At 65.5% G+C, this 19,449-nt stretch carries 20 protein-coding genes; 17 read left to right on the top strand and 3 right to left on the bottom strand.

Annotated features, from left to right (window positions below; translation table 11 throughout):
• Nucleotides 1-40: 40 nt before the first annotated feature.
• Nucleotides 41-1,102 carry an IS630 family transposase gene (locus AFM16_RS26460; RefSeq protein WP_209313206.1) on the top strand — a complete coding sequence of 354 codons (1,062 nt, stop codon included), beginning with the start codon at nt 41-43 and terminating at the stop codon, nt 1,100-1,102.
• A 722-nt stretch (nt 1,103-1,824) separates the two neighbouring features.
• On the opposite strand, the gene AFM16_RS39135 is transcribed toward AFM16_RS26460, so the two are convergent.
• Nucleotides 1,825-2,418, bottom strand: coding sequence for a hypothetical protein (locus AFM16_RS39135; protein WP_143648449.1), 594 nt, complete (start codon nt 2,416-2,418; stop codon nt 1,825-1,827).
• Between the two features lie 929 nt (nt 2,419-3,347).
• On the opposite strand from AFM16_RS39135, the gene AFM16_RS40765 reads away from it, so the two are divergent.
• Together AFM16_RS40765 and AFM16_RS26475 are read left to right on the top strand one after the other, a co-directional pair.
• A complete protein-coding gene (locus AFM16_RS40765; protein WP_441348951.1) occupies nt 3,348-4,367 on the top strand; it encodes a competence protein CoiA family protein in 1,020 nt (339 codons plus the stop codon).
• A gap of 1,283 nt (nt 4,368-5,650) precedes the next feature.
• Nucleotides 5,651-6,619: a PD-(D/E)XK nuclease family protein gene (locus tag AFM16_RS26475; RefSeq protein ID WP_245178008.1), complete on the top strand. Its 969-nt coding sequence runs from the start codon at nt 5,651-5,653 to the stop codon at nt 6,617-6,619.
• A gap of 499 nt (nt 6,620-7,118) precedes the next feature.
• On the opposite strand, the gene AFM16_RS39140 is transcribed toward AFM16_RS26475, so the two are convergent.
• Both AFM16_RS39140 and AFM16_RS26480 read right to left on the bottom strand, forming a co-directional pair.
• Nucleotides 7,119-7,349: a hypothetical protein gene (locus tag AFM16_RS39140; protein WP_143648451.1), complete on the bottom strand. Its 231-nt coding sequence runs from the start codon at nt 7,347-7,349 to the stop codon at nt 7,119-7,121.
• A gap of 203 nt (nt 7,350-7,552) precedes the next feature.
• On the bottom strand, nt 7,553-8,722 hold the full coding sequence (locus AFM16_RS26480; RefSeq protein ID WP_167797258.1) for an ImmA/IrrE family metallo-endopeptidase: 1,170 nt from the start codon (nt 8,720-8,722) through the stop codon (nt 7,553-7,555).
• A 690-nt stretch (nt 8,723-9,412) separates the two neighbouring features.
• Here AFM16_RS26480 and AFM16_RS26485 point away from each other — a divergent pair.
• From AFM16_RS26485 to AFM16_RS26545, 14 genes are all read left to right on the top strand, one after another.
• A complete protein-coding gene (locus AFM16_RS26485) occupies nt 9,413-10,264 on the top strand; it encodes a helix-turn-helix domain-containing protein (protein WP_078634828.1) in 852 nt (283 codons plus the stop codon).
• Nucleotides 10,265-10,360: 96 nt separating this feature from the next.
• A complete protein-coding gene (locus AFM16_RS26490) occupies nt 10,361-10,762 on the top strand; it encodes an ATP-binding protein (RefSeq protein WP_078634829.1) in 402 nt (133 codons plus the stop codon).
• A 175-nt stretch (nt 10,763-10,937) separates the two neighbouring features.
• Nucleotides 10,938-11,789 carry a sigma factor-like helix-turn-helix DNA-binding protein gene (locus tag AFM16_RS26495; protein WP_078634830.1) on the top strand — a complete coding sequence of 284 codons (852 nt, stop codon included), beginning with the start codon at nt 10,938-10,940 and terminating at the stop codon, nt 11,787-11,789.
• The gene (locus AFM16_RS26500) at nt 11,786-12,607 is read left to right on the top strand and encodes an integrase (protein WP_078634831.1); all 822 of its coding nucleotides are present in this window, start codon (nt 11,786-11,788) and stop codon (nt 12,605-12,607) included. Before AFM16_RS26495 ends, AFM16_RS26500 begins: the two co-directional genes overlap by 4 nt.
• A gap of 179 nt (nt 12,608-12,786) precedes the next feature.
• The gene (locus AFM16_RS26505) at nt 12,787-13,134 is read left to right on the top strand and encodes an SCO3933 family regulatory protein (protein WP_078634832.1); all 348 of its coding nucleotides are present in this window, start codon (nt 12,787-12,789) and stop codon (nt 13,132-13,134) included.
• A gap of 5 nt (nt 13,135-13,139) precedes the next feature.
• Complete coding sequence (locus tag AFM16_RS26510) at nt 13,140-14,510, top strand: FtsK/SpoIIIE domain-containing protein (protein ID WP_078634833.1); 1,371 nt, start codon at nt 13,140-13,142, stop codon at nt 14,508-14,510.
• Between the two features lie 82 nt (nt 14,511-14,592).
• Nucleotides 14,593-14,805 carry a hypothetical protein gene (locus AFM16_RS26515; protein ID WP_078634834.1) on the top strand — a complete coding sequence of 71 codons (213 nt, stop codon included), beginning with the start codon at nt 14,593-14,595 and terminating at the stop codon, nt 14,803-14,805.
• A 23-nt stretch (nt 14,806-14,828) separates the two neighbouring features.
• Nucleotides 14,829-15,527 (top strand): DUF2637 domain-containing protein, encoded by a 699-nt coding sequence (locus tag AFM16_RS26520; RefSeq protein ID WP_078634835.1) that lies wholly within the window; start codon nt 14,829-14,831, stop codon nt 15,525-15,527.
• Between the two features lie 15 nt (nt 15,528-15,542).
• Nucleotides 15,543-15,722, top strand: a complete 180-nt coding sequence (locus tag AFM16_RS26525; RefSeq protein WP_078634836.1) for a mobile element transfer protein — start codon at nt 15,543-15,545, stop codon at nt 15,720-15,722.
• 14 nt (nt 15,723-15,736) lie between these two features.
• The gene (locus tag AFM16_RS39475; protein WP_099053934.1) at nt 15,737-15,892 is read left to right on the top strand and encodes a hypothetical protein; all 156 of its coding nucleotides are present in this window, start codon (nt 15,737-15,739) and stop codon (nt 15,890-15,892) included.
• A gap of 19 nt (nt 15,893-15,911) precedes the next feature.
• Nucleotides 15,912-16,217: a SpdD protein gene (locus AFM16_RS26530; protein WP_078634837.1), complete on the top strand. Its 306-nt coding sequence runs from the start codon at nt 15,912-15,914 to the stop codon at nt 16,215-16,217.
• A 98-nt stretch (nt 16,218-16,315) separates the two neighbouring features.
• The gene (locus tag AFM16_RS26535; protein ID WP_078634838.1) at nt 16,316-17,683 is read left to right on the top strand and encodes a replication initiator; all 1,368 of its coding nucleotides are present in this window, start codon (nt 16,316-16,318) and stop codon (nt 17,681-17,683) included.
• A complete protein-coding gene (locus tag AFM16_RS26540) occupies nt 17,659-17,853 on the top strand; it encodes a helix-turn-helix transcriptional regulator (protein ID WP_013000706.1) in 195 nt (64 codons plus the stop codon). The genes AFM16_RS26535 and AFM16_RS26540 overlap by 25 nt, the downstream gene beginning before the upstream one ends.
• Entirely contained in the window at nt 17,850-19,256 is a 1,407-nt protein-coding gene (locus tag AFM16_RS26545; RefSeq protein WP_078634839.1) for a tyrosine-type recombinase/integrase, read from the top strand. The genes AFM16_RS26540 and AFM16_RS26545 overlap by 4 nt, the downstream gene beginning before the upstream one ends.
• Nucleotides 19,257-19,449 lie beyond the last annotated feature (193 nt).

Here is a 19,449-nt window from a genome sequence, read left to right on the forward strand (position 1 = left end):
TTGATCCGAAACGGTTTGGGTTCTGGGTCGTTGGAGGGGTGTGAGCGATCTGGTGGGGGACGCGCGGCATCTGTCGCCGTCGGCGCAGGAGGCCCTGCGGCTGCGGGCGGTGGCCGCGTTGGTGGCGGGGCGGGACCGTGAGGACGTGGCGGCGGTGTTCGGGGTGTCGCTGAAGGCCGTCGACATCTGGTGGGCGAAGTGGCTGGCCGGCGGTCGGGAGGCTCTGGTGATGCGGCCGCGTGGTAAGCCGGTCGGGGTGCACCAGGTGCTCGGGGAGGCCGAGCAGGCCGCTGTGCGGCAGGCGGTCCTCGATCACCGGCCCTGTGACGTGGGGCTGAGTGGGCAGTTGTGGACGCGGCGGCTGATCGGTGACCTGATCGCGAAGCTGTACCGGGTACGGCTGACCGAACCGGGGGTGGGCAAGTACCTGAAGCGGTGGGGTCTTTCCTTCCAGCGCCCGGACAAGAGGGCCGTCGAGCAGGACCCCGAGGCCGTCCGGCGCTGGCACGCCGAGACCTGGCCCAAGATCCGGGCGAGGGCGAAGGAGGACGGTGGGGAGATTCTCTTCGCCGACCAGGTCGGCATCCGCTCCGACCAGGTCACAGGCCGCACCTGGGGAGAGAAGGGCAAGACCCCCGTCGTGCGACGGGCCGGGAACCGGTTCTCGGTGAACGCGATGTCGGCGATCAGCACCAAGGGCCGGATGCACTTCATGGTCTTCACCGAGAGTTTCACCGCCGAGGTGATGTGCCGCTTCCTGGACCGGCTCGCCGGCCACTTCGACCACAAGGTCCATCTCGTGGTCGACGGGCACTCCGCCCACCGCTCGAAGAAGGTCCGCGACTGGCTCGCAGCCCACCCCGACGACGTCGAGCTGCACTTCCTGCCCCCGTACTCGCCCGAGCTCAACCCCGACGAACTCGTCAACGCCGACCTCAAGCACAGCCTGCCCAAGCAGCACCGAGCCCGGAACCAGGCCGAACTCGCCGCCGAGACCCGCCGCTTCTTCCGCAGACGCCAGCGCCAGCCGCACATCGTCCGCGGCTACTTCGGCGGCCCACACGTCCGCTACGTCCTGGACGAGAACCCCATGAGTTTCTGATCAATAGAAATCCGACGCAGACCTTGTTACCAGATCGGGTGTGTTCAGCAGGCTGTCTCTGGCCATCGGTAAGAGTCCTCCCCGTGTGCCGGCCCTCGGGCGGTGACCGCCTCACGCGCTATGTCTCAAGGTGAGCCTGCCAGCTTGCTCACCGAGGCGCCGCTGAATTGGCTGAGCGGTCGGGCAGACGGGCGTCGCCCCAACACTGTCGACCCGGTGTCTCGGGATGTATCGCAGATAGTGCGTGAACACTGAGAGACAACGAGAGAGGGCGGGAGTCAGTGAGACTGACTCCCGCCCTCTTCTCTCGGCATCCGCCCTGGTCAGCGCTTGATTGCTGCTGTTCCTAGGCGAGTGCCCCCGGCAGGATTCGAACCTGCGCACACGGCTCCGGAGGCCCCTTGGGACTTGGGCGCCGCCGCAGGTCACGCCCCTGCACTTGGCAGATCAGATGGGAAGAGTCCACGGATAGTCCACGGCTGGCTGAGCACCATCAAGCGCTGACCGGGGCCTCCAGCGTGCTCTCCTAGCCAGACATGCCGCCTTCACCGCCCGAGACGGCGCCCGTATGGGGATGCCGGCCGGTTCGGCTCACGCTGCCCGGTATCCCGGTGCGGGCGCCGCCTCCCTGCGGAGCCTGCGGGAGCGGGACGTGAAAGCTATCGCTGACGTTGCCTCTGGGAGTCCGCACAGATCAGACGCTGCTCCCATGAGGCGGCTCGCTAGCTTCTTTCATCGCATCCGTCCATCGCACGAACAGCGGGTAGGCCCACGACGTCTCCTGGGATGCCAGGCAGATTCGGCAGTGGGGCGCCGGTCTGGATCAAGCGACCGTTGGCGCGCATCCAGGGCACCCCGTCGCGATCGGTGAACCCGACAGCCCCGCTGAGCAACCACGGATCCATGTCAGTCAACGATTGCCACCCCTTGTCTGACGGTTTATCCGGTACAGGTGTAGAGAACGTAGAGAACGTAGAGAACATCGTTATGCCCTCCGGGGCACTGTCCGGGGCGCGGCGATCTTCGTCATATCCCAGCTGGTCTTGACGGAACGTCATGTCGGAGCAGGGTGGCACTGAGGTCAGCATCACCGCCCAGGCGACTTGCGGCATGCCGGCGGGAAGCACTCGGAATGTCAGGTAGACGTTTCCGATGGGATCGGGGCTTCTATTCATCACGTGTACGCGCCACTTGCCGCCCTTCTCCTGCATGGTCCATGTCGAAATTCGCGATGCCTGGGCGCGTGCCTCCTGCGCGTCAGCCTTTTTTGACTGATCGAGTTGGTCTTGAGCCGCCAGTACGGTCCACACCGCCACAGCGGCTCCGACCAGGACGCTGACGAGGCCTCCCACCACAGTGACGTCCCGCCATTGGCCGGGCCGTTTCGGCTCCGGTGTCTGCCCGGCTCTTTCCCGCTCTCTCACGTGGCCTGGCCTCTGGCGAGCCAACCGCAGCCTCACCCTTTGTTCTTCGCGCCTGCGACCCATCTGCCCCTCCTACACGTTCCGCGGCTACAGACCCAGGGGCGGCTCACCTGACTCCGTAGCTCACCTACAGATTGCCCTTCCATACACTGACGCTGACCCACTTGTCGGCCAGCTTCGCCCGGCTAGGGCAGACTGCGGGGACGTAGGGCAGTGGGGCGTGAACGATGGTGTCCTAGTTGGCTCCGGGGATCAGCCCGTACACGAGGACACAGGAGGCGTCGATCCGGCCGGGGCTGTCGGGGTTGGTGGGCTGCCACGTCGCCCACTCGCGCTTCTAGTCGGGGAGCAGGCCACGGAAGCGCACCTTGTCCCTGCACCCCCTGCTGGGGCGAAGCGATCACAACTGGCGACAGCCCGGTGATCCGGTACTCCGCCGTGATCAACTCACGCGCCCCAGCAGCCATCATGCCCCGTTCAACGAGCCACCCGAGCACCGAGCCACGGCCAACCGTGCACGAGGTCGTTAGACGCTCAGACGACCACACGATGACCGGGGCAACTCTGTCCTGCTGTCGGTGGTGGGCCGTACCTTAAAGGAGCAGCGATTTCCACGTATTGCTACCGGGTGGGGGACATCTGTGGCGAACGGCGTCTGGCACGTGAAACTGGCCATCGAGATCGACCTAACGCTTCAGGATCTTGGACACCCCGCGATGCCGGGGCTGTGGGAGCTTCTCTACAGCGACAAACGGCCGGTGGCGCAACGTGGGCTGCAGTGCCTGGAGTGCCGTGCGGAACGCCCTCACTGCCCAGAGTGGATGTTCCTTCGTGTTCGTAATGGTCAGCGGGAGGCCGTGCACTTCAACTCCTCCATCGGAGAACACTCCGCCAAGTCAGAGAGTGATGAGCACAAGGCCCTAAAGGACCGCATCGCCACAACGGGTGATCGAGAAGGTTTCCGCGTCGTCACCGAAGACCGCGCTCACGATGGCGCCCGTCGCACCGACGTCACAGTCATGGGAAATGTCGCCGTGGGGTGGGAGATCCAGGTATCGAACATCTCAGAGTCCGGGGTGAAGCAAAGGGCAGCCCTGGCCCGTCGGGACGGTCTCGTCCCTTCCTGGACGACCTCAGCGAAGAAGTTGTCCGAGGTGCTACGAGGCGCCCCGTGGTCCTTGATCGTTCCTCGTCCGTGGCAGGAGATCCGAGCTGGGCATGAGATCCGTGTCGCTGGTGGCGTGCGCGTTCTCGAGATGTTGCAGTGCGTTCGCATCCCGGGGCCTTGCCCCGTGAAGAGAACCGGCAAGTGCAGCGACTTCCATGGAATCTGGGAGGTGTACAACCCGACTCTGGACGACTTGGTCCGCGGTTCGGCGGCGGGGGACTGGGTGCCAGTCATAGTTCCGCAGAGCCGCTGGATGAACCGCTTCTGGACGAGGCCGGCTGACCGGGACCTATACGCGGCAAGCGTTGGCGGGCTGCCAACCGAGGACGAACTCGCGCTGGGGAGCAGGCGTCGGGCCGTCCCGTCCTCCCTAAGCCAGCAGGAGATGGAGCGCATCTGTCGGTATGGAGAGGTAAGTGCCCACCGATCGCCGGAGCGCGAGGTGTTTGACCGGGGACAGCGGTTCGATGCCTCTGCGGTAAGCATCCCCGGGCAACGGATGCCTCGACCCCATAGGCCGACCGGTACAGACCCTGCTCTGTTGGACTGGAGCGCCAAGTCGCGCTGGCTTGCGCAGCCTCAGCCATGCCAGCACTGCGGCAAGCCAGCGAGCCTGCTAAATGACCAGGGGAGGCCGAGTCACAAGGTTTGCCAAGAGCAGGCGGCAGGCTAACTTCTCCTGGGGCACGGACTGCTCTGGCCGGTGGTCTGAGGTGCCACGGTAGGTAGTGCTCGGGTGATACATCGACCTGCTGGCTAGCGCTCAACTGTACGTGGGCTGGGGGTTGAGGTGCTCTTCGGCACCACACGCGATTAACCAGTCCAGCCAGCGTCGTATACCTGAATCCCGCCCAGGAACGACGTGAATGCTACCCAGGCCCGTGGCCCAAACGTCAGCGTTCCGTCCCAGCCGCCGGGTGCTGGCCACAACTCCGGCCGTACCAGAGCCGCGGCGATCGTCTCTATTACTTCACGTCGGCCCTCTGCAGGAAGGTCGTCCAGAACGTCTTCCACCCGGACCGCCAAGTCCACCTCATATGACATTGCACATCCCTTTGGTCGTGCTGAACCGGAAACAGCACCGTACGGCGCCAGGGATCCGCTCAGGCGACCCTGTGGATAACTCACCTCGAAGCCGACAGCCGCAGATCGAGAGACGATCCTTCGCAACGGCACACCTGTCCGACGAACTGGTGGGCGATGATCTGTCAGGCAGGGAGGCCCGCAAGATCAACCCAGGTACCCGGTTCTGGAGGCCGATCGGCTTTTCCCTGTCATACTTGTTGACTCTGTGGCGTTCATCGTGACATTGCGCAGCTAGGGGGCGAGATGGCAGCGCCGGGTGCGGGGCCGAAGTTCAGTGGGCAGTCTGACCTACTTCGAGTGAGTGCGTCAGACGTCCAGGGGCTGCCTCATGGATGCGGTCTGCATGGGGCGCTGAAGGTACGTCCCAAGCTCCAGCCAACGGATTGGGAACGCAGAAAGGATGACACGGAGACTTTTGTCCTCGGAATTGTTCGTGACGTCAGCCTGAGGTTGCACGATGCTCTGAGATCCCCCGACTGGGAAGCGCTCAATAAGTTGGTGCAAGTTGAGTTAGCTCAGTACCAGTTGCACTCAGGAGACAGAAGTTACATAGCGCAAGCTATCGAGAATTATCTTGTTTGCCACGAGGTGTGCGAATCCGAACTTGGGGCGCTCAGGCTCCGCACGTGTGACCCAACGGTTGTTCCGGATACTAGCTTCCCCTTGAATCAGTTGACCGTATGGGCACCCGTATACGATAACGAAGATGGCATCCGTGAAGTTCGTAAACTTCGTTTCGGCCGGGCTCGTCCAATAGCAAAGGATAGCGAAAATTGGGCGATTACAGCAGCGCACATCGCCGGACTGCTTAGACCCCGAGATTATCTACAGCGGATTCGTGTTGTGGAAATCGGTCTTGGCGACGGATCTATGGAGATCCTGTTTGATGGCAGTCCTGCAGAGGCGCAGTCTCTATACGCTACTAGAGTGATTCCGCTCGTTAGTGGCATTGTTACATCTAAGGTGGCAACCCCGGGAAACAGCTGCGGCCGATGCAAAATTGCAGGATGCTGCTCCTCTCTCGAGAAGGTTGACGGTTTTCTCGGGCAGTCCCGTAAGGGTTCGTCCACCCGCTCGGTCAGTGCACGAGACATCGAGGTCTACGAAAAGTGTCCTGCGCAATGGTACTTGACGTCTAATAACTTGCCGTCGAGATCGGATACACCGCCCTCCTCGGAGAGGGGAAGGGTTATTCATGAATGGCTAGCCCGAGCCCACATGGGGAACCGTAAGTGTGATCCAAGTGATCTGGATGCAATCGATGGAAACTTCCCTCCTGGCCTCGATGAGAGTGATTACCTAGAATCGCGTAAGTATGTGACGCAGCATGCTTCCATGTGCCCTCTTGGGGACGGGGCGCAAGTAATTGGCAGTGAAATATCCGTATACGGGTACGATGCGCAAGCGGATGTCGTAGTTGTCAGCAAGCCCGACTTGCTGTACGTGGATTCTGATGAAACCTTCGTGATCAGAGAAACGAAGACGACGACCCTGAGTCTTCCATTGGATGAGCAAGAAGCATTCGACAGATTCTTTGCGGTGCCTTGGCTTCTTAACTTGATTGGTAGCGGCTACCGGGGTCCCTACAAGAGTGATAATGCGCGACTTGAGCTAGAAGTTTTGGCTCCCGAGGAAAGCCGTCTGTTCTCCTGGGATCTTGGAGATGCTCGACTGCTTCGCATGGCAAAGGCTGAAGTGCGTCTGCGGGCCAAGAAGTGGCACCGGGATACATCCTGGAATAGCACTCCCGGTGAGCACTGCCGGTGGTGTCCCGTCCGTGGTTGGTGTTCCGACGCGACCGTAGACGAGGCCGAGGACGACCAGTTTCGCCTCCCGTGACTCCCGCAGTCGTCCGGATCTTCTGGTAACCCCGAGGCGTGTGCATCAACTCGGTCCGGCGGCTACTCTAGGAACGATGCTCTGACGCCTCGTCGGCGCACGTCGGTAGCCGCCGGAGGGGGAGTTGGACGATCTGGAGCGCCCCTCCCCGAAGGGGATGGCCGTTCGGCCTCCAAGCCTCCAGCCGAGGACTCGAGCGCGTGTCCGCACGTCAACCTCCACTGGTCAGCCGCGGCGTCATGTGGATGTGTTTCGTGCTTGGGCAGACACGGGGTTGCTCTGCGCGCTCGCTCGCAGGCCGGTTCTGCTGGACAAGATCTTGGATATCTACGGTGCGTCTCTCGTGGTAGCCGAGGCAGTTGCCGTAGAGATCCGGCGTTTGTCGGGGACCCCCGAAGCGCGACGTACGCCCCAGACGCGATTGCTGTGTAGCGGCGCCGATACGGTCGTCCGGTACCTCGACGACGGGCGGATCATGGAATGCGCCCTTCCGACTGGTTCAGAGACGTTCAACACGGTCGCCAAACTCGACCAGGTGCTCAGGCAGTTGCAAGGGATCGATGCAGCCGCAGCGGAACGTGCCGGCAGGCCCACGGACGCTGTGACCTCTGCGCACAAGCATGTTGGAGAGACTCATAGCATTGTCTGTGCTGCGCGGATCGTAGGGGCCGGGGGCAAAACCGTCCTCCTTACGAATGATGGTGGCGCGATCAAGGTCGCGGAGAGCCACAGCGTCCCCTGCAAGGATCTTGGCCAGCTCTTGGCCGAACTAGGGTGCGCGGCCGATCCGACGGACGCTGAGGAGCTGTTCGACAGCTTCAAAGAAGTGACGCGCACATTCGCCACTGTGCCTGCGCATCGTCAACCGGCTGATGCTAGCGCTTTCCGCTGCGTGAAGCACGGAGACACATGCCGAATTTGTGGTTGAACAGGTTATCCAACCACTCGTTCACTCATGTCCCATCCGGCCTTGCCCAGTTGCATTCGAGCACTCTCGACAGAACCATCAGCAATGACGTCTGCGACAGCCTGCAAGCTTACTAGTTGCTCAGCGTAAGCATCGAGGACCTGCTGAGATAGCCTCTCCGAAGGAAAGCTCTCACCTTGGGTTGAATTCAACTCATCCCATGCGGCGGAGTTCCCCGTGATGCGCATCAGCTCGCTAACCGGAGCTGTCTGGCAAAACCTCATAAGCGATTCATCGATGCCATCTTCAGCGACTTCGCCAAGGGCAATCATTGTGGCATCGCGGCTGAGTCCATACGTCAATACGATCTCTGTAACCAATGCGGCAAGTTGAGTTCTGGTTGAAATAGCTCCCCGCTTTTCTAGCTTTTCCAGAAGGGCTTCTTCTGGGAGCAAGAAGTGCCGCGCAAATGAGTTCGCGATCCTCTCGGGGCGCAAGTCCTGCATTTTGGCCCGATCGACGATTACCTGACCCGGATCATTCTGCAAGACGTGGCAGAGTTCGTGGGCAAGAGTGAATCGCTGCCTCGACCAAACGTCATTCGAGTTAATCACTACAATCCACGAAACGCAGTCTCCCCATTTTTCAGGGATTGAGATTCCGTGAATGTTGTCCGGAAGTTTCCTATACTCGACGGGGACTCCGAAGCTCTCAACGAGGCCCGTTAGATCCTGTACGGGCTCAGTCTCGCTGAAGTCCAGATAGGCCCTCAGGCGGGCCGCAGTTCTCTCGCCGGCGTTCCGGTCATGCCACACCTTCGACGGGGCGAAGCTTGCTACGTCTATAATCGGTTGAGTGCAACCCCAATCGCGTGTCAGGCGATCCGTAGCCAACAGTTGAATAGCATGAGAAACGACTTCACTTACGTCGTGGATCCCATCAACTGTTCCAAGCCTTAGGCTTACTCCCATTGATGGTTCGTCACCATGAAGTAGCAAGCCGGGGGCTACTTTAAAAAAGGCACTCAACAAAGTTGCTTCGTATGTGGACGGCAGACGGGCGCCAGAAGTCAAAGCTGTGTAGGATTCCAAGGACCCCAGGAGTTCGAGCAGGGTTTCCGGAGTTACGCCTTCACGCTTGACTAGCGTATTTAGGGTGTGCTTGAAACGCTCTTCGCGCGTGTTGGTTGCTGCCATCATCACCCCTTCCGCCGTGCCCTCAGCCGCAGCCGCCCGCATCTACCACCTAGTGTGGCAGATGCCTAGTACTCGCACAGGCAGCTGCACTGGTCTGCGGACTTCATACAGGTAAGACTAGTGCCCACCACTGACAGTGGCTCTGCAGTGGACGTGCTGTGACAGTTATGCACTACATGCTGCAGGGGTGTGAGCCTTCCTGGCCTGTGTCGGCTGGCGGTAGGACGTGACAGTCGTGTCGTGAGGTGACCGCAGACGGCGAGCACTGAGCATCGCGGTTGGCGGAGCGGCTTTGGGCTGGAGCTGCTTTGGGGCGAGTGATCATGGCCCCGTAAGCTTCCGGCGCGTCGGGCAGTCTGTGGACCTGCCCGGTAGAGCACGACGTTGGGGCCATGATCTTCGAGGCTCGCCCCAAAGTGGCTGCCTAAAGCCGTGGAGCCGACCGCCCCAGCCACGGCGTACCCCTTCTCCGGTATCAGGCGGTGATTGCTTGAGCGCGGCACGGGGGCCGGCCGGGCTGGAGCGGGGCGAAGACAGGAGCGCAGGCCCGGCCGGGGGCCGGGCCGCGCGCGGGGAGCGGAGCGAGCCGCCTTGAACCAGTAGAGAAAGTTTGAATCATGGGCTGGGTGGTTCATGATCATCTAGGTCTCGTGCCTGGTGTCGGCTGCCTCGTGGTGTAGAACCCTGGATATGGGGAGTGAGCGGCGGGAGCGGATGAAGGCGCTTGGTGCGCGTCTTCGTGAGCTGCGTGCGGATGCCGGTCTGACGGGTGCCGTGTTGGCACAGAGGGCCGGTGTAGGGCAGCCGACCGTATCCAAAGTCGAGAACGGCCGGATGATCCCCAGCGCTGACGTGCTGGGCCGCTTGGTGCGCGCGCTCGGCCTCGATGGCGTGACTTCGCGTGAGCTGCGTGACCTCCTGGCCGCTGTTGAAGCCGCTCCGGACACAGTCGAAGAACTCGGCGACTTGGCCTCGGTCGGGGTGGTTCTCGATGACGTGGTGCGGTCTGCGCGGCTGATCCGCTCGTTCCAATGCGTCGTCCTGCCGGCCATGCTTCAGAGTGCCGAGTACGCCCGGCACGTCTTCGACAGCGCTCCGAACGCTTCCCCTGAGGCTGTCGGCCGGGCTGTCGCCGCCCGTGTGGAGCGGCAGAGTCTGTTGTACGAGCCGGGGCGGGAGTCGGTGTTCGTGCTGACGGAAGGTGTGTTGCGGACCTGGCCGGGGAGTCCTGCACTGATGCTCGCCCAGGTTGACCGGCTGCTGGCTGTCGAGAGTCTGAGCACGGTACGGCTTGGCGTCATTCCGTGGCGTCGGCCAGTGCCTGTCATGCCTCGCCACGGGTTCACCCTGTGCGATCACGGAGCGGTCGTCGTTGAGAGCTTCCGGGGTGAGCGGGTCGTGGACGACTCCGCCGAAGTTGCCGCGTACGAGGAGACGTTCGGGCGCTTCGAGAGTGCCGCGGTCTTCGGATCTGACGTGCGGGAACTGCTGCTCCAGGTGATGGCGGACTTCCGGGACCTGGACGCTCCCGCCACTCGATAGAGGAATAATTCCTCAAGATGCCTGGCTCGTTGGGTGCGGGCCGGAATACTCTGCTCAGTGCAACGTCTAGCCCCCTAGATGCAGAGGAGTGTTCCCATGCCCAAAGACTGGGCCCGCATGTTTCCCGGCCAGGCCTGGCAGGTGGCCGAAGCGCGCCACTTCGTTGCCTCTCTGCTGGAGGGTGAGGCCTCCGACCTCGTGGATGACGCCGTCCTGGTCGTCGGCGAGCTGGCGGCCAATGCCGTCCGGCATACTCGTAGCGGCTGGTACCGGGGATGGTTCCTCGTGGTCATCGGCTTCACCGACGACTTCATCCGCGTTCAGGTCGTCGACCAGGGCGGCGACGACGAACCGTTGGTGCGGAGCGTACGCAGTCCGGTGGACCAGGGCGGTCGCGGGCTGATGATGGTCTCGGCCTGCGCCAAAGACTGGGGCGTGAAGGACCGGCCTGCCGGTGGGCGCTGCGTCTGGGCGGACCTCGCGCGGGTGAGCGGGTGATGGTCTGCCTCAAGATGATGGCGTGCGTCTGCATCGCGGGCAGTCGAGGGTGAGTCCCAAAGGCGTGCCTCGGCGCAGGGCTGCGTTCTACGTGATCGGGGTTCATTCTGGACGCCGTCTCGCGCCTGTTCTGTCTAGGGCCCTAGACTCCTGGTTACTTCTAGGAGGTGTGGTCATGTCGGACGAGTTGCAACGGATCATGGCGATCGATGATCCGTACCTGCTCCTGCGTGAGGTCACGGCCCGTTTGGCCGACGCGCAGCAGGAGGTGACCGAACTCGCCCGGCTCCGCCGCCGCGTCGTTCAGGACCTGCATGCGCAAGGGCTGTCGTATGCGCAGATCGCGGAGAAGGTCGGCCTGAGCCGCGGGCGGATTCATCAGATCCGGCACACCGGACCGGCGCCTGAGGGTGCTTTCCTCGGCGCGGGAGCGGTCACGATCGTCACCCCGCTGCGGTGGGACGGCGAGAAGAAGCGGCCGGTGGTCGCCATGGCCGACATGAACTCCGGGAAGCGGCTCGAAGAGCTGGCCAAGTCGTATGGGCTCGACGTCAGCTCCGGTCACGTGCAGGTGAGCGGTGAGGTCGACCTCAACCGTGACGGTCTGGTCGTCGTGTGCGGGCCGGGTATGTCTCAAGCCATGAGCGATCTGTACGCCCAGGATCCTGTACTCGGCTGGGAGCACCCGGACGGCGAGCCGTGGGCCCTGGTAGACCGTCGCACTGGATCCTCGTACCGCGCGGGAGCGGACACTGAGCCGTACCGCCCGCACGACGTCGGATACCTCGGCCGGCTGCCCCGCCCGGACGGGAACGGCTCGGTGCTCGCCATCGCGGGCATCCACACAGCGGGGTCCCTTGGCGTCGTTCACCTGCTCGCCTCGGATCTCAACGCGCTCTGGGGCCAAGTGGGCGAGCGTCATTTCTCGACGTTGGTGAGCGTCGAATACGACCCCGAGACCGACGAACCACAATCCGTCGAGCTGCTCACCCCGCTCTACCTGCACGACGAGGAGGCGACGGCGTGAACGTCGTCCTCGACTCACAGCCCGCCGGACCGGGACGGGAGAACGAGGACTTCGCCGCCGCTGCTCCCGGTGCAGCTGTCCTCCTCGACGGGGCCGGCGTGGCCGGGGGCGAGACCGGATGCGTGCACGGCATCGCATGGTTCTCCTCGACGCTGGGCGGGCTGCTGCTGGGCACCATCAGTGCGCAGTCCGCCCTGCCGCTCGCCGCCTGCCTGGCCGACTCGATCCAGGCTGTCCGCTCCCTGCATGAGGACACCTGCGACCTGGCCTATCGGGCCAGTCCGACCAGTACAGTCCTGGCCGTACGCGCCACCGCGGGAGCTCTGGAATACCTCGTCCTTGGCGACTCAACAATGCTGCTCGCCGACACGGACGGGAAGGCAACCGCAGTCACGGACCAGCGCCTGGACGATGTCGGCAAACGGCTACGCGGGCCGGTCGACGCGCTTCCCACCGGCTCGCCCCAACATGCCGCAGCCCTGGCCGAGTACCGCGACGCGCTGACGGGGCTGCGTAACCGGCCTGGTGGCTTCTGGATCGCTGGGCCCGATCCGCAGGCGGCTGAACACGCTCTCACAGGGGCCGTGCCGCTGACGTCGCTGGCGTCCGTGTCCCTGCTGAGCGACGGCGCGACGAGACTTGTCGACTCCTTCGAACTCTCCACCTGGCCAGAGACGTTGGCTCTCCTCAGTGGGGCCGGGCCTGCCGAGTTGATCCGTCGCGTGCGGGAGATCGAGGCCGGCGACTCCGAGGGGCGACGCTGGCCACGGGGTAAGGCGCACGACGACGCCACGGCCTTGCACTGGGTTCTGCCGTAGCGGCTTCGCGTCTTCAGAGGCACGCACGTATACCCCCCTAGACAGTTCCCGGGTGGCGGTCTACTGTTGTCGTCAACCCCCCTAGACAGTTAGGGCGGGCGACCTCCCTTGCTGTCTAGGGGGGTATCCAGATCGGATCGGCGCTCACCAGGGCGCCGCCAACCAGTGAGGTTCAAGAAATGCGTGTTATCCCCGTGGACGCCTCGGCCGCAACGCTGCTCGTCACGAAGCTGCCCGAGGTCAAGGTGAGGGACCGCCAGACCGGTGAGATCGCCGTGGACCCGGTGACCAACCAGCGGCTCATGGTGCTGGAGGTGGTGTTCATCGCGCAGGGCGGTTCGGACATGATCAAGGTGACCGTTCCGGAGCAGGGCATCGGCGAGGGCCTGGTGATGGGAGCTCCGGTCATCCTGTCCGGCCTCGTCGCCCGGCCGTGGGAGAGCGAGTTCGGCGGCCGGATGCGTCACGGCATCGCCTACCGGGCGGACGCCGTCATGGTCAACACGCCGGCGCCGGTGCGGGGCTGATCGCCATGACCGACACCGTGTGGATGCTCGTCCTGGGCCTGGTCGGCCTGGTCACGCTGCTGGTGCTGCGTCGTCGGGTGCCGGTCGCGTTCTGGTGGCTCGTCGGCTATCCGTTCGTCGCGGTGCGGGTGCTGGCGACCTACCGGGCCACCATGGACGCCTGCGGTCTGACTGTCCCTGCATCAGCCATGCGCCGGGCCACTGCCCGGATGATCGGGCGGGAAGCGGCGCCGGTACCGCCTCGCCGCTCGTTCCCGGTGCCGACCGGTTCCGGTCTCGTGATGCGGCTGCGCATGGCGACCGGGCAGGCACCGGAAGACTTCATCGCTTCCGCCGACCGGTTGCGGCATGCCTGGGCCGCGCACGCCGTGCACATCCGCCCGACCAAGCCGGGGTGGCTCGAACTGCGGCTGATCGGCTGGGATGTGCTCGCGGACGTACGACCGGCACGGCGCCTACGTCACAGCGGCGGACTGCTCTCCCTGCCGCTGGCGCTGCGGGATGACGGACGGTGGCACGTACGGGACTTCCGTGCCGTGCCGCATGAACTCATCCTCGGCGCAACGCAGTCCGGCAAGTCCGTGTACCTGCGCAACCTGCTGTGCGGGCTCGCCCGGCAACCGGTCGTGCTCGTCGGTATCGATTGCAAGTGGGGTGTCGAACTGGCTCCGTTCGCGCCCCGCCTGTCGGCCCTCGCCGATACCCCGGACCGGGCGAACGAACTCCTTGATGTCCTGCTGGACGAGATGGAGGCACGGTTCCGGCTGATCGGGCTCAGCTCCGTCATCGGGCCGGACACCGTCCTCACCTCGGACGTGTGGGGCCTGCCCGAGAAGGTACGTCCGGTGCCGGTCGTGGTCGTCGTCGACGAGGTCGCGGAACTCTTCCTCGCCGCAAGCCGCGACGACGAGAAGCGACGCGACGCCATGGTCACCAAGCTCATCCGCATTGCCCAGCTCGGCCGCGCCGCCGGCATCTACCTCGAAGTGTGCGGGCAGCGCTTCGGCTCCGAACTCGGCAAGGGCGCCACCATGCTCCGCGCCCAGCTCACCGGCCGTATCTGCCACCGCGTCAACGACGAGTCGTCGGCGAACATGGCACTCGCCGACATCTCCCCAGAAGCGGCCCTCGCCGCAACCGCCATTCCCGCCGAACGTCCCGGCGTCGCCATCGTCGGCGACTCCTCCGGCGGCTGGTCCCGCGCCCGCTCCCCGCACCTCACCCTTGACGAAGCAGCGGCCGTCTGCCGCGCCACCTCCGCCCTCGTGCCGGAGCTGCCCCGCCTCGACGCCTTCCGGCCCGCCGTCGCCGTCGAGCCCGCTGACGTCGCCTCGTCCGCCACTGGTGTGCCCATGGCCCGCCCGGTGACCGAGTAGCCGCACCCCCTTTCCACGGTCGGCGCGACTGCCTCGCGCCAAGTCCCTACCCCTCCCATGCCCGGAACCGGAAGGACGCCCCATGTCCCGCCCCTCCATCGCCGAAGTCAGCGCGCTCATCGCCGACTTGGCCGCGCTCCGTCAGAACCGCACCCCTGGCGAGTTCGCCGCGCTCATGGCCCGTAAGGCCGACCTGCTGGCGCGCATTGCCACCCACACACCCGGCGACGCCGAGGCCGCCGAGGTGGCTCGTCTCGCCCGTGAGCGCGCTGACTCCCTCAAGTCCGCCGACTGATCACGCTGGAAGGAGTCGAGCCGATGCGTGCCCACCTCGCCCGCTTGGACGCCGTGATCGTCCAAGCCGTCATCGCGGGCGCCCTGTCCTTCTCCCACCTTCACGACCTGGCGGAGGCGGCCGGACAGGGCGGCTGGAAGGCGTGGGCCTACCCCGTCAGCGTTGACCTGCTACTCGTTGCAGCCTGGCGCCGGATGCGCGAACAGCAACGCGCCGGACGCCCGGCCGGGGGCCCGCGGCTTTGGTTCCTGGTCGCCCTGGCCGCCTCCCTCGGCGCCAACGTCGCCACCGCCGGCCTTCTCGACCTGGACCACGTTCCTGCATGGCTCCGCGTCGTGGTGGCCGGCTGGCCGGCCGTCGCTTTCTTCGGCGGAACGCTGCTGGCGCACGGGCCTCGCGCCTCGGAGGAACCGATGGCCTCCGTGACGCCGGAGGCAGAACCCGCACCGCCTTCGCCCCCCGTCGCGGTCGAGCTGCCCAACCATCACGAACTCGCCGCACCCGCCCCGGCTCCGGTGGCTGACGAACCTCCGACCGACCTCGTGACCGCCGCTCCGGTGCCGGCTCCGGCCGTCGCTCTGCCGCCCGCCCTCGTCGACCGCGTTCAGGCCCTGGCTGCAGAACACCGCGCCACGACCGGCGAACCCGCCGACCCGGACGCCGTACGCGCCCGGCTCGGCCTGCCCCCGGCCATGACGCCCTCCGTCGCCGCCCACCTCTGAGAAAGGACCGCCCCAGTGACCCCGCGCTTCCGCAACGTCCGCCGCTTCGGTCCCGTACAGGTCGCCTCGTTCCTCGCCCGCGGCCGTAAGCGCCACTTGGCCGCCTGCACCGCGCCCCGCTGCGACTTCTCCGCCGAGTACGACAGCCGCGCCGCCGCCGAACTCGCCGCCCGTACCCACCGCTGCAAGGCCTGACAGGAGATCACGCCATGGACGTTCCCCTCTGGTTCGCCGTGCTCGTCGTCGCCGTCCTCGGCATCCAGCTCGCCCGCCCGCCGTGGTGGCTCGTCGCCCTCCTGCTCCTCGGCGGCTACCTCGTCGCGAACAGCGTCCTCGCCCCCGCCGTCGCCGCCCTCCTCGACTGAACCTCTGAAGGGACCAGTCATGTTGAAGCCCAAGTACCCGCCGCAGGACACTGCTCCGCCGCTGATCACCCCGGCCCCGGCCGCCTACAGCCCGGCGCCGTACAACCCGGCCCCCGCCCCGGTCCCGTCCGCCCCTGCCTCCAACCGGCCCACGGTCCAGCTCACCCCTGGCAGCCTGCTCACCCTCGCTGCCGGTGGTGGCGCCCTGGTCCTCGTCGTCGGCGCGGTCCTGGTCTCCATGCTCCTCGCCGTCGCCATCACCGCCGCTTCCGTGGCCGTCTGCGCGGTCACCGTCCGCTCGATCCTCAAGAGCGACCGCCGCTGACCTCACCTGTTCCGCAGCCCGGCTTGCCCACCCTGTCTAGCCCCCTGGACAAGCCGGGCTGCTGCCCCAAGCTCCCGCCTCCAAGGAGGAACCCGCACATGCGCCCCGAGGCTCCCAACGGAGCCATCCGCCGACTGGCGGCCCTCGCCCTGCACGGCGACCTCAGCACCTACGCACACCAAATCCAACGGCTCGGCGGCTGCGAGCGGCCCGTACGGATGGAAGGTCACCGCCTGGACGTCCACGCCGCGACCGGTGAAATCGTCCGTGAGGTCGCCGACAGCGACCTTCCCGCCGGACAGCTCCTCATCCGCTGCAACAACCGCCGCGCCACCAGGTGCGCTGCCTGCGCCGAGGTCTACCGCAAAGACACGTACCACCTCGTCACAGCCGGCCTGAGCGGCGGCAAGGGCATCGGCGCTTCTGTCGCCGCACACCCCCGCGTCTTCGCCACTTTCACCGCCCCCTCCTTCGGCCCCGTCCACAACCGCCCCGGCGGCGGCCGCTGCCGCTGCGGACGCCTTCACCCTGACGGTGACCCCGCCCTCGGCACGCCCCTGAAGCCCGACCGCTACGACTACCGCGCCGCCGTGCTCTGGAACGCGCACGCCGGCGCCCTCTGGGCCCGCTTCACCACCTACCTCCGCCAACAACTTGCTTCCCGCGCGGGCATCCGCCGCTCGGAGCTCCGCGACTGCCTCAAGGTCTCGTACGCCAAGGTTGCCGAGTATCAGCGGCGCGGTGCGGTCCACTTCCATGCGGTGATCCGGCTGGACGGACCGGACGGAGCCGAAGACACCCCACCCACCTGGGCCACCACCGAACTCCTCACCGACGCGATCCGCTCGGCTGCCCGCCTCGCCGAGACACCCGGCCCGGTCCTCGACGACCACGCCCACACCTTCCGCTTCGGGGAACAGCTCGACATCCGCCCCATCCGCTCCGCCGACTTCACCGGAGCCACCGACCTGACCAGCCGAGCTGTCGCCGCGTACATCGCCAAGTACGCGACCAAGGGTGCTGAAAGCGCGACGGGCACCCTGGACCGACCCATTCGCAACCCGATCACGGACCTCATCGGCGCCGAAGTCACCGATCACGCCCGTCAGTTGATCCTCACCTGCTGGCACCTCGGCGCCCTGCCCGAACTCGAAGACCTGCGTCTGCGCAAGTGGGCACACATGCTCGGCTTTCGCGGCCACTTCTCGACCAAATCCCGCGCGTACTCCGTCACCCTCGGCGCCCTCCGCCAGGAACGAGCCGACCACAACGAAGCACTCACCCGCGAACGAGCCGCCGCAGCCGGTGACCCACTGCCCGACCCGGACACCGTCCTCATCCTTTCCCACTGGCGCTTCGCCGGCACCGGCCTGACCGCCGCAGAAACCCTGTTCGCCGCTTCGCGCCGACCCGACGACTCCGACACGGAAGGAGGCTCCACATGGACCGCCGACGAGACGAACTGATGACCGTGCCGCAGATCCTCGCAGAGCTGGGCGGAGTCTCCCGTCGCACCTTCTACCGCTGGCGCGAACTGGGGCAGGCTCCGGAAGCGATCAAGCTTCCGAACGGCGAACTCCGCTTCTGGCGAAGTGACTTCACCTCGTGGCTCCACGGACTCGGGGAGGCGGCGTGAAGTCGCACGACGTGAAGGTGTGGGGCATCCGCAAGCGGCCGTACAAAACCCCGTCGTACGACGTGCGCTGGAAAGTCGGCGATGTCCCTCCGTTCTCCGAGACCTTCCGTACAAAGGCACTCGCAGACAACTACCGCGCGAAGCTTCTCCGTGCTGCTCAGAAGGGCGAGGCATTCGACACGGAAAACGGTCTGCCGGACTCCATGGCACCGGTCAAAGAATCCCTCACCTGGTACGACTTCGCACGGGCGTACGTGGCCATGAAGTGGCCGCACGCGGCTCCGAACTCCCGCGACAGCCTGAACGAGACAATGACGCTGGTCACCACTCAGCTCCTGGGGGACCGGCCCGGTCGTCCGGCAGACGATGTGTTGCGGCGGGCCCTACGCGGCTGGGCCTTCGTCGTCCAGGCCGAGGGCGAGAACCCTCCGCCGGTGGACATCGCGAACGCCCTCCGCTGGGTGGTCAAAGCCTCACTGCCGCTGACGACGCTGAAGAACCCGGCAGACATCCGCAGCGTCCTCGACTCGCTCAAGCTCACGCTTTCTGGTGCCCCGGCTGCTGCCGAGACAGTGAGGCGCAAGCGGGCTGTCCTCTTCAACGCTCTGGCCTACGCGGTCGAGCTGGGGGAGCTCCCGGAGAACCCGGTCTCGCTCGTGAAGTGGAAGCTGCCCAAGGTCACCAAGGAAGTAGACCGCCGAGTCGTGGTGAACCCCCGGCAGGCTGCCGAGCTCCTTGGTGCTGTCTCGTACGTTGGTGGCTACCGCCGGGCCCGTGGGCGACGCCTCGTCGCCCTCTTCGCCTGCATGTACTTCGGTGGGCTTCGGCCGGCGGAAGCCGTGGCCCTGCGTCGTCCGGACTGCACGCTGCCGGACACCGGATGGGGTTCGTTGATCCTGGAGAAGAGCCGTCCCACCGTCGGTAAGCGGTGGACCGGAACGGGGGAGGTGCACGACAACCGCGGCCTCAAGAATCGCCCCGCCAACGAGACCCGCATCGTTCCGATTCCGCCCCGCCTCGTCCGCATCCTCCTTGCGCACATCGACGAGTTCGGCACCGCCAAGGACGGACGGCTGTTCGCCAACGAACGCGGGGGAGTGGTCGCCTCGACCACCTACTGGCGCGTCTGGGATGAGGCGCGGCACCTGGCGCTCACCCCGGAGCAGGTGGCCTCGCCCCTCGCCGCCCGGCCGTACGACCTGAGGCACGCCGCGCTCTCCTCGTGGCTCAACGCCGGCGTCGACCCGACCGAGGTTGCCGAGCGCGCGGGCAACAGTGTGGAGGTGCTCCTGAGCCGCTACGCGAAGTGCCTCGATGGTCGCCAAGACGTCGCCAACCGCCGGATCGCCGAACTCCTCGGCGAGGACGACGACCAGGAGGACGAGCCCGGCGGCCGGGCCTGATCGCGACACACCTCCGACACATCCACCTGCGGCATGATGGCCCCTGGACTACGGTCCGGGGGCTTCGTCGTTTTCTCGGGCTGACCTGCGGAATCTGGCCCTACGGCCAGTCCACGCATAGTCCACAGCCTCCGACATACAGCCGCTCCGAGCGGCATATGGCTGCACATACGCGAAGACCCCGCACTCAGCA

Origin of the sequence: Streptomyces antibioticus, from assembly GCF_002019855.1 — a bacterium.
Lineage (GTDB): Bacteria > Actinomycetota > Actinomycetes > Streptomycetales > Streptomycetaceae > Streptomyces > Streptomyces antibioticus_B.

Bases quoted from the DNA above. Each gene is read 5' to 3' on its own strand.
- AFM16_RS26540 (WP_013000706.1), top strand. From the start codon at position 17,659: ATGGACCGCCGACGAGACGAACTGATGACCGTGCCGCAGATCCTCGCA.
- AFM16_RS26485 (WP_078634828.1), top strand. From the start codon at position 9,413: ATGGGGAGTGAGCGGCGGGAGCGGATGAAGGCGCTTGGTGCGCGTCTT.
- AFM16_RS39475 (WP_099053934.1), top strand. From the start codon at position 15,737: ATGGACGTTCCCCTCTGGTTCGCCGTGCTCGTCGTCGCCGTCCTCGGC.
- AFM16_RS40765 (WP_441348951.1), top strand. From the start codon at position 3,348: ATGTTCCTTCGTGTTCGTAATGGTCAGCGGGAGGCCGTGCACTTCAAC.
- AFM16_RS26520 (WP_078634835.1), top strand. From the start codon at position 14,829: ATGCGTGCCCACCTCGCCCGCTTGGACGCCGTGATCGTCCAAGCCGTC.
- AFM16_RS26475 (WP_245178008.1), top strand. From the start codon at position 5,651: ATGGAGATCCTGTTTGATGGCAGTCCTGCAGAGGCGCAGTCTCTATAC.
- AFM16_RS26490 (WP_078634829.1), top strand. From the start codon at position 10,361: ATGCCCAAAGACTGGGCCCGCATGTTTCCCGGCCAGGCCTGGCAGGTG.
- AFM16_RS26495 (WP_078634830.1), top strand. From the start codon at position 10,938: ATGTCGGACGAGTTGCAACGGATCATGGCGATCGATGATCCGTACCTG.
- AFM16_RS26515 (WP_078634834.1), top strand. From the start codon at position 14,593: ATGTCCCGCCCCTCCATCGCCGAAGTCAGCGCGCTCATCGCCGACTTG.
- AFM16_RS26480 (WP_167797258.1), bottom strand. From the start codon at position 8,722: ATGGCAGCAACCAACACGCGCGAAGAGCGTTTCAAGCACACCCTAAAT.
- AFM16_RS26510 (WP_078634833.1), top strand. From the start codon at position 13,140: ATGACCGACACCGTGTGGATGCTCGTCCTGGGCCTGGTCGGCCTGGTC.
- AFM16_RS26530 (WP_078634837.1), top strand. From the start codon at position 15,912: ATGTTGAAGCCCAAGTACCCGCCGCAGGACACTGCTCCGCCGCTGATC.
- AFM16_RS26535 (WP_078634838.1), top strand. From the start codon at position 16,316: ATGCGCCCCGAGGCTCCCAACGGAGCCATCCGCCGACTGGCGGCCCTC.
- AFM16_RS26505 (WP_078634832.1), top strand. From the start codon at position 12,787: ATGCGTGTTATCCCCGTGGACGCCTCGGCCGCAACGCTGCTCGTCACG.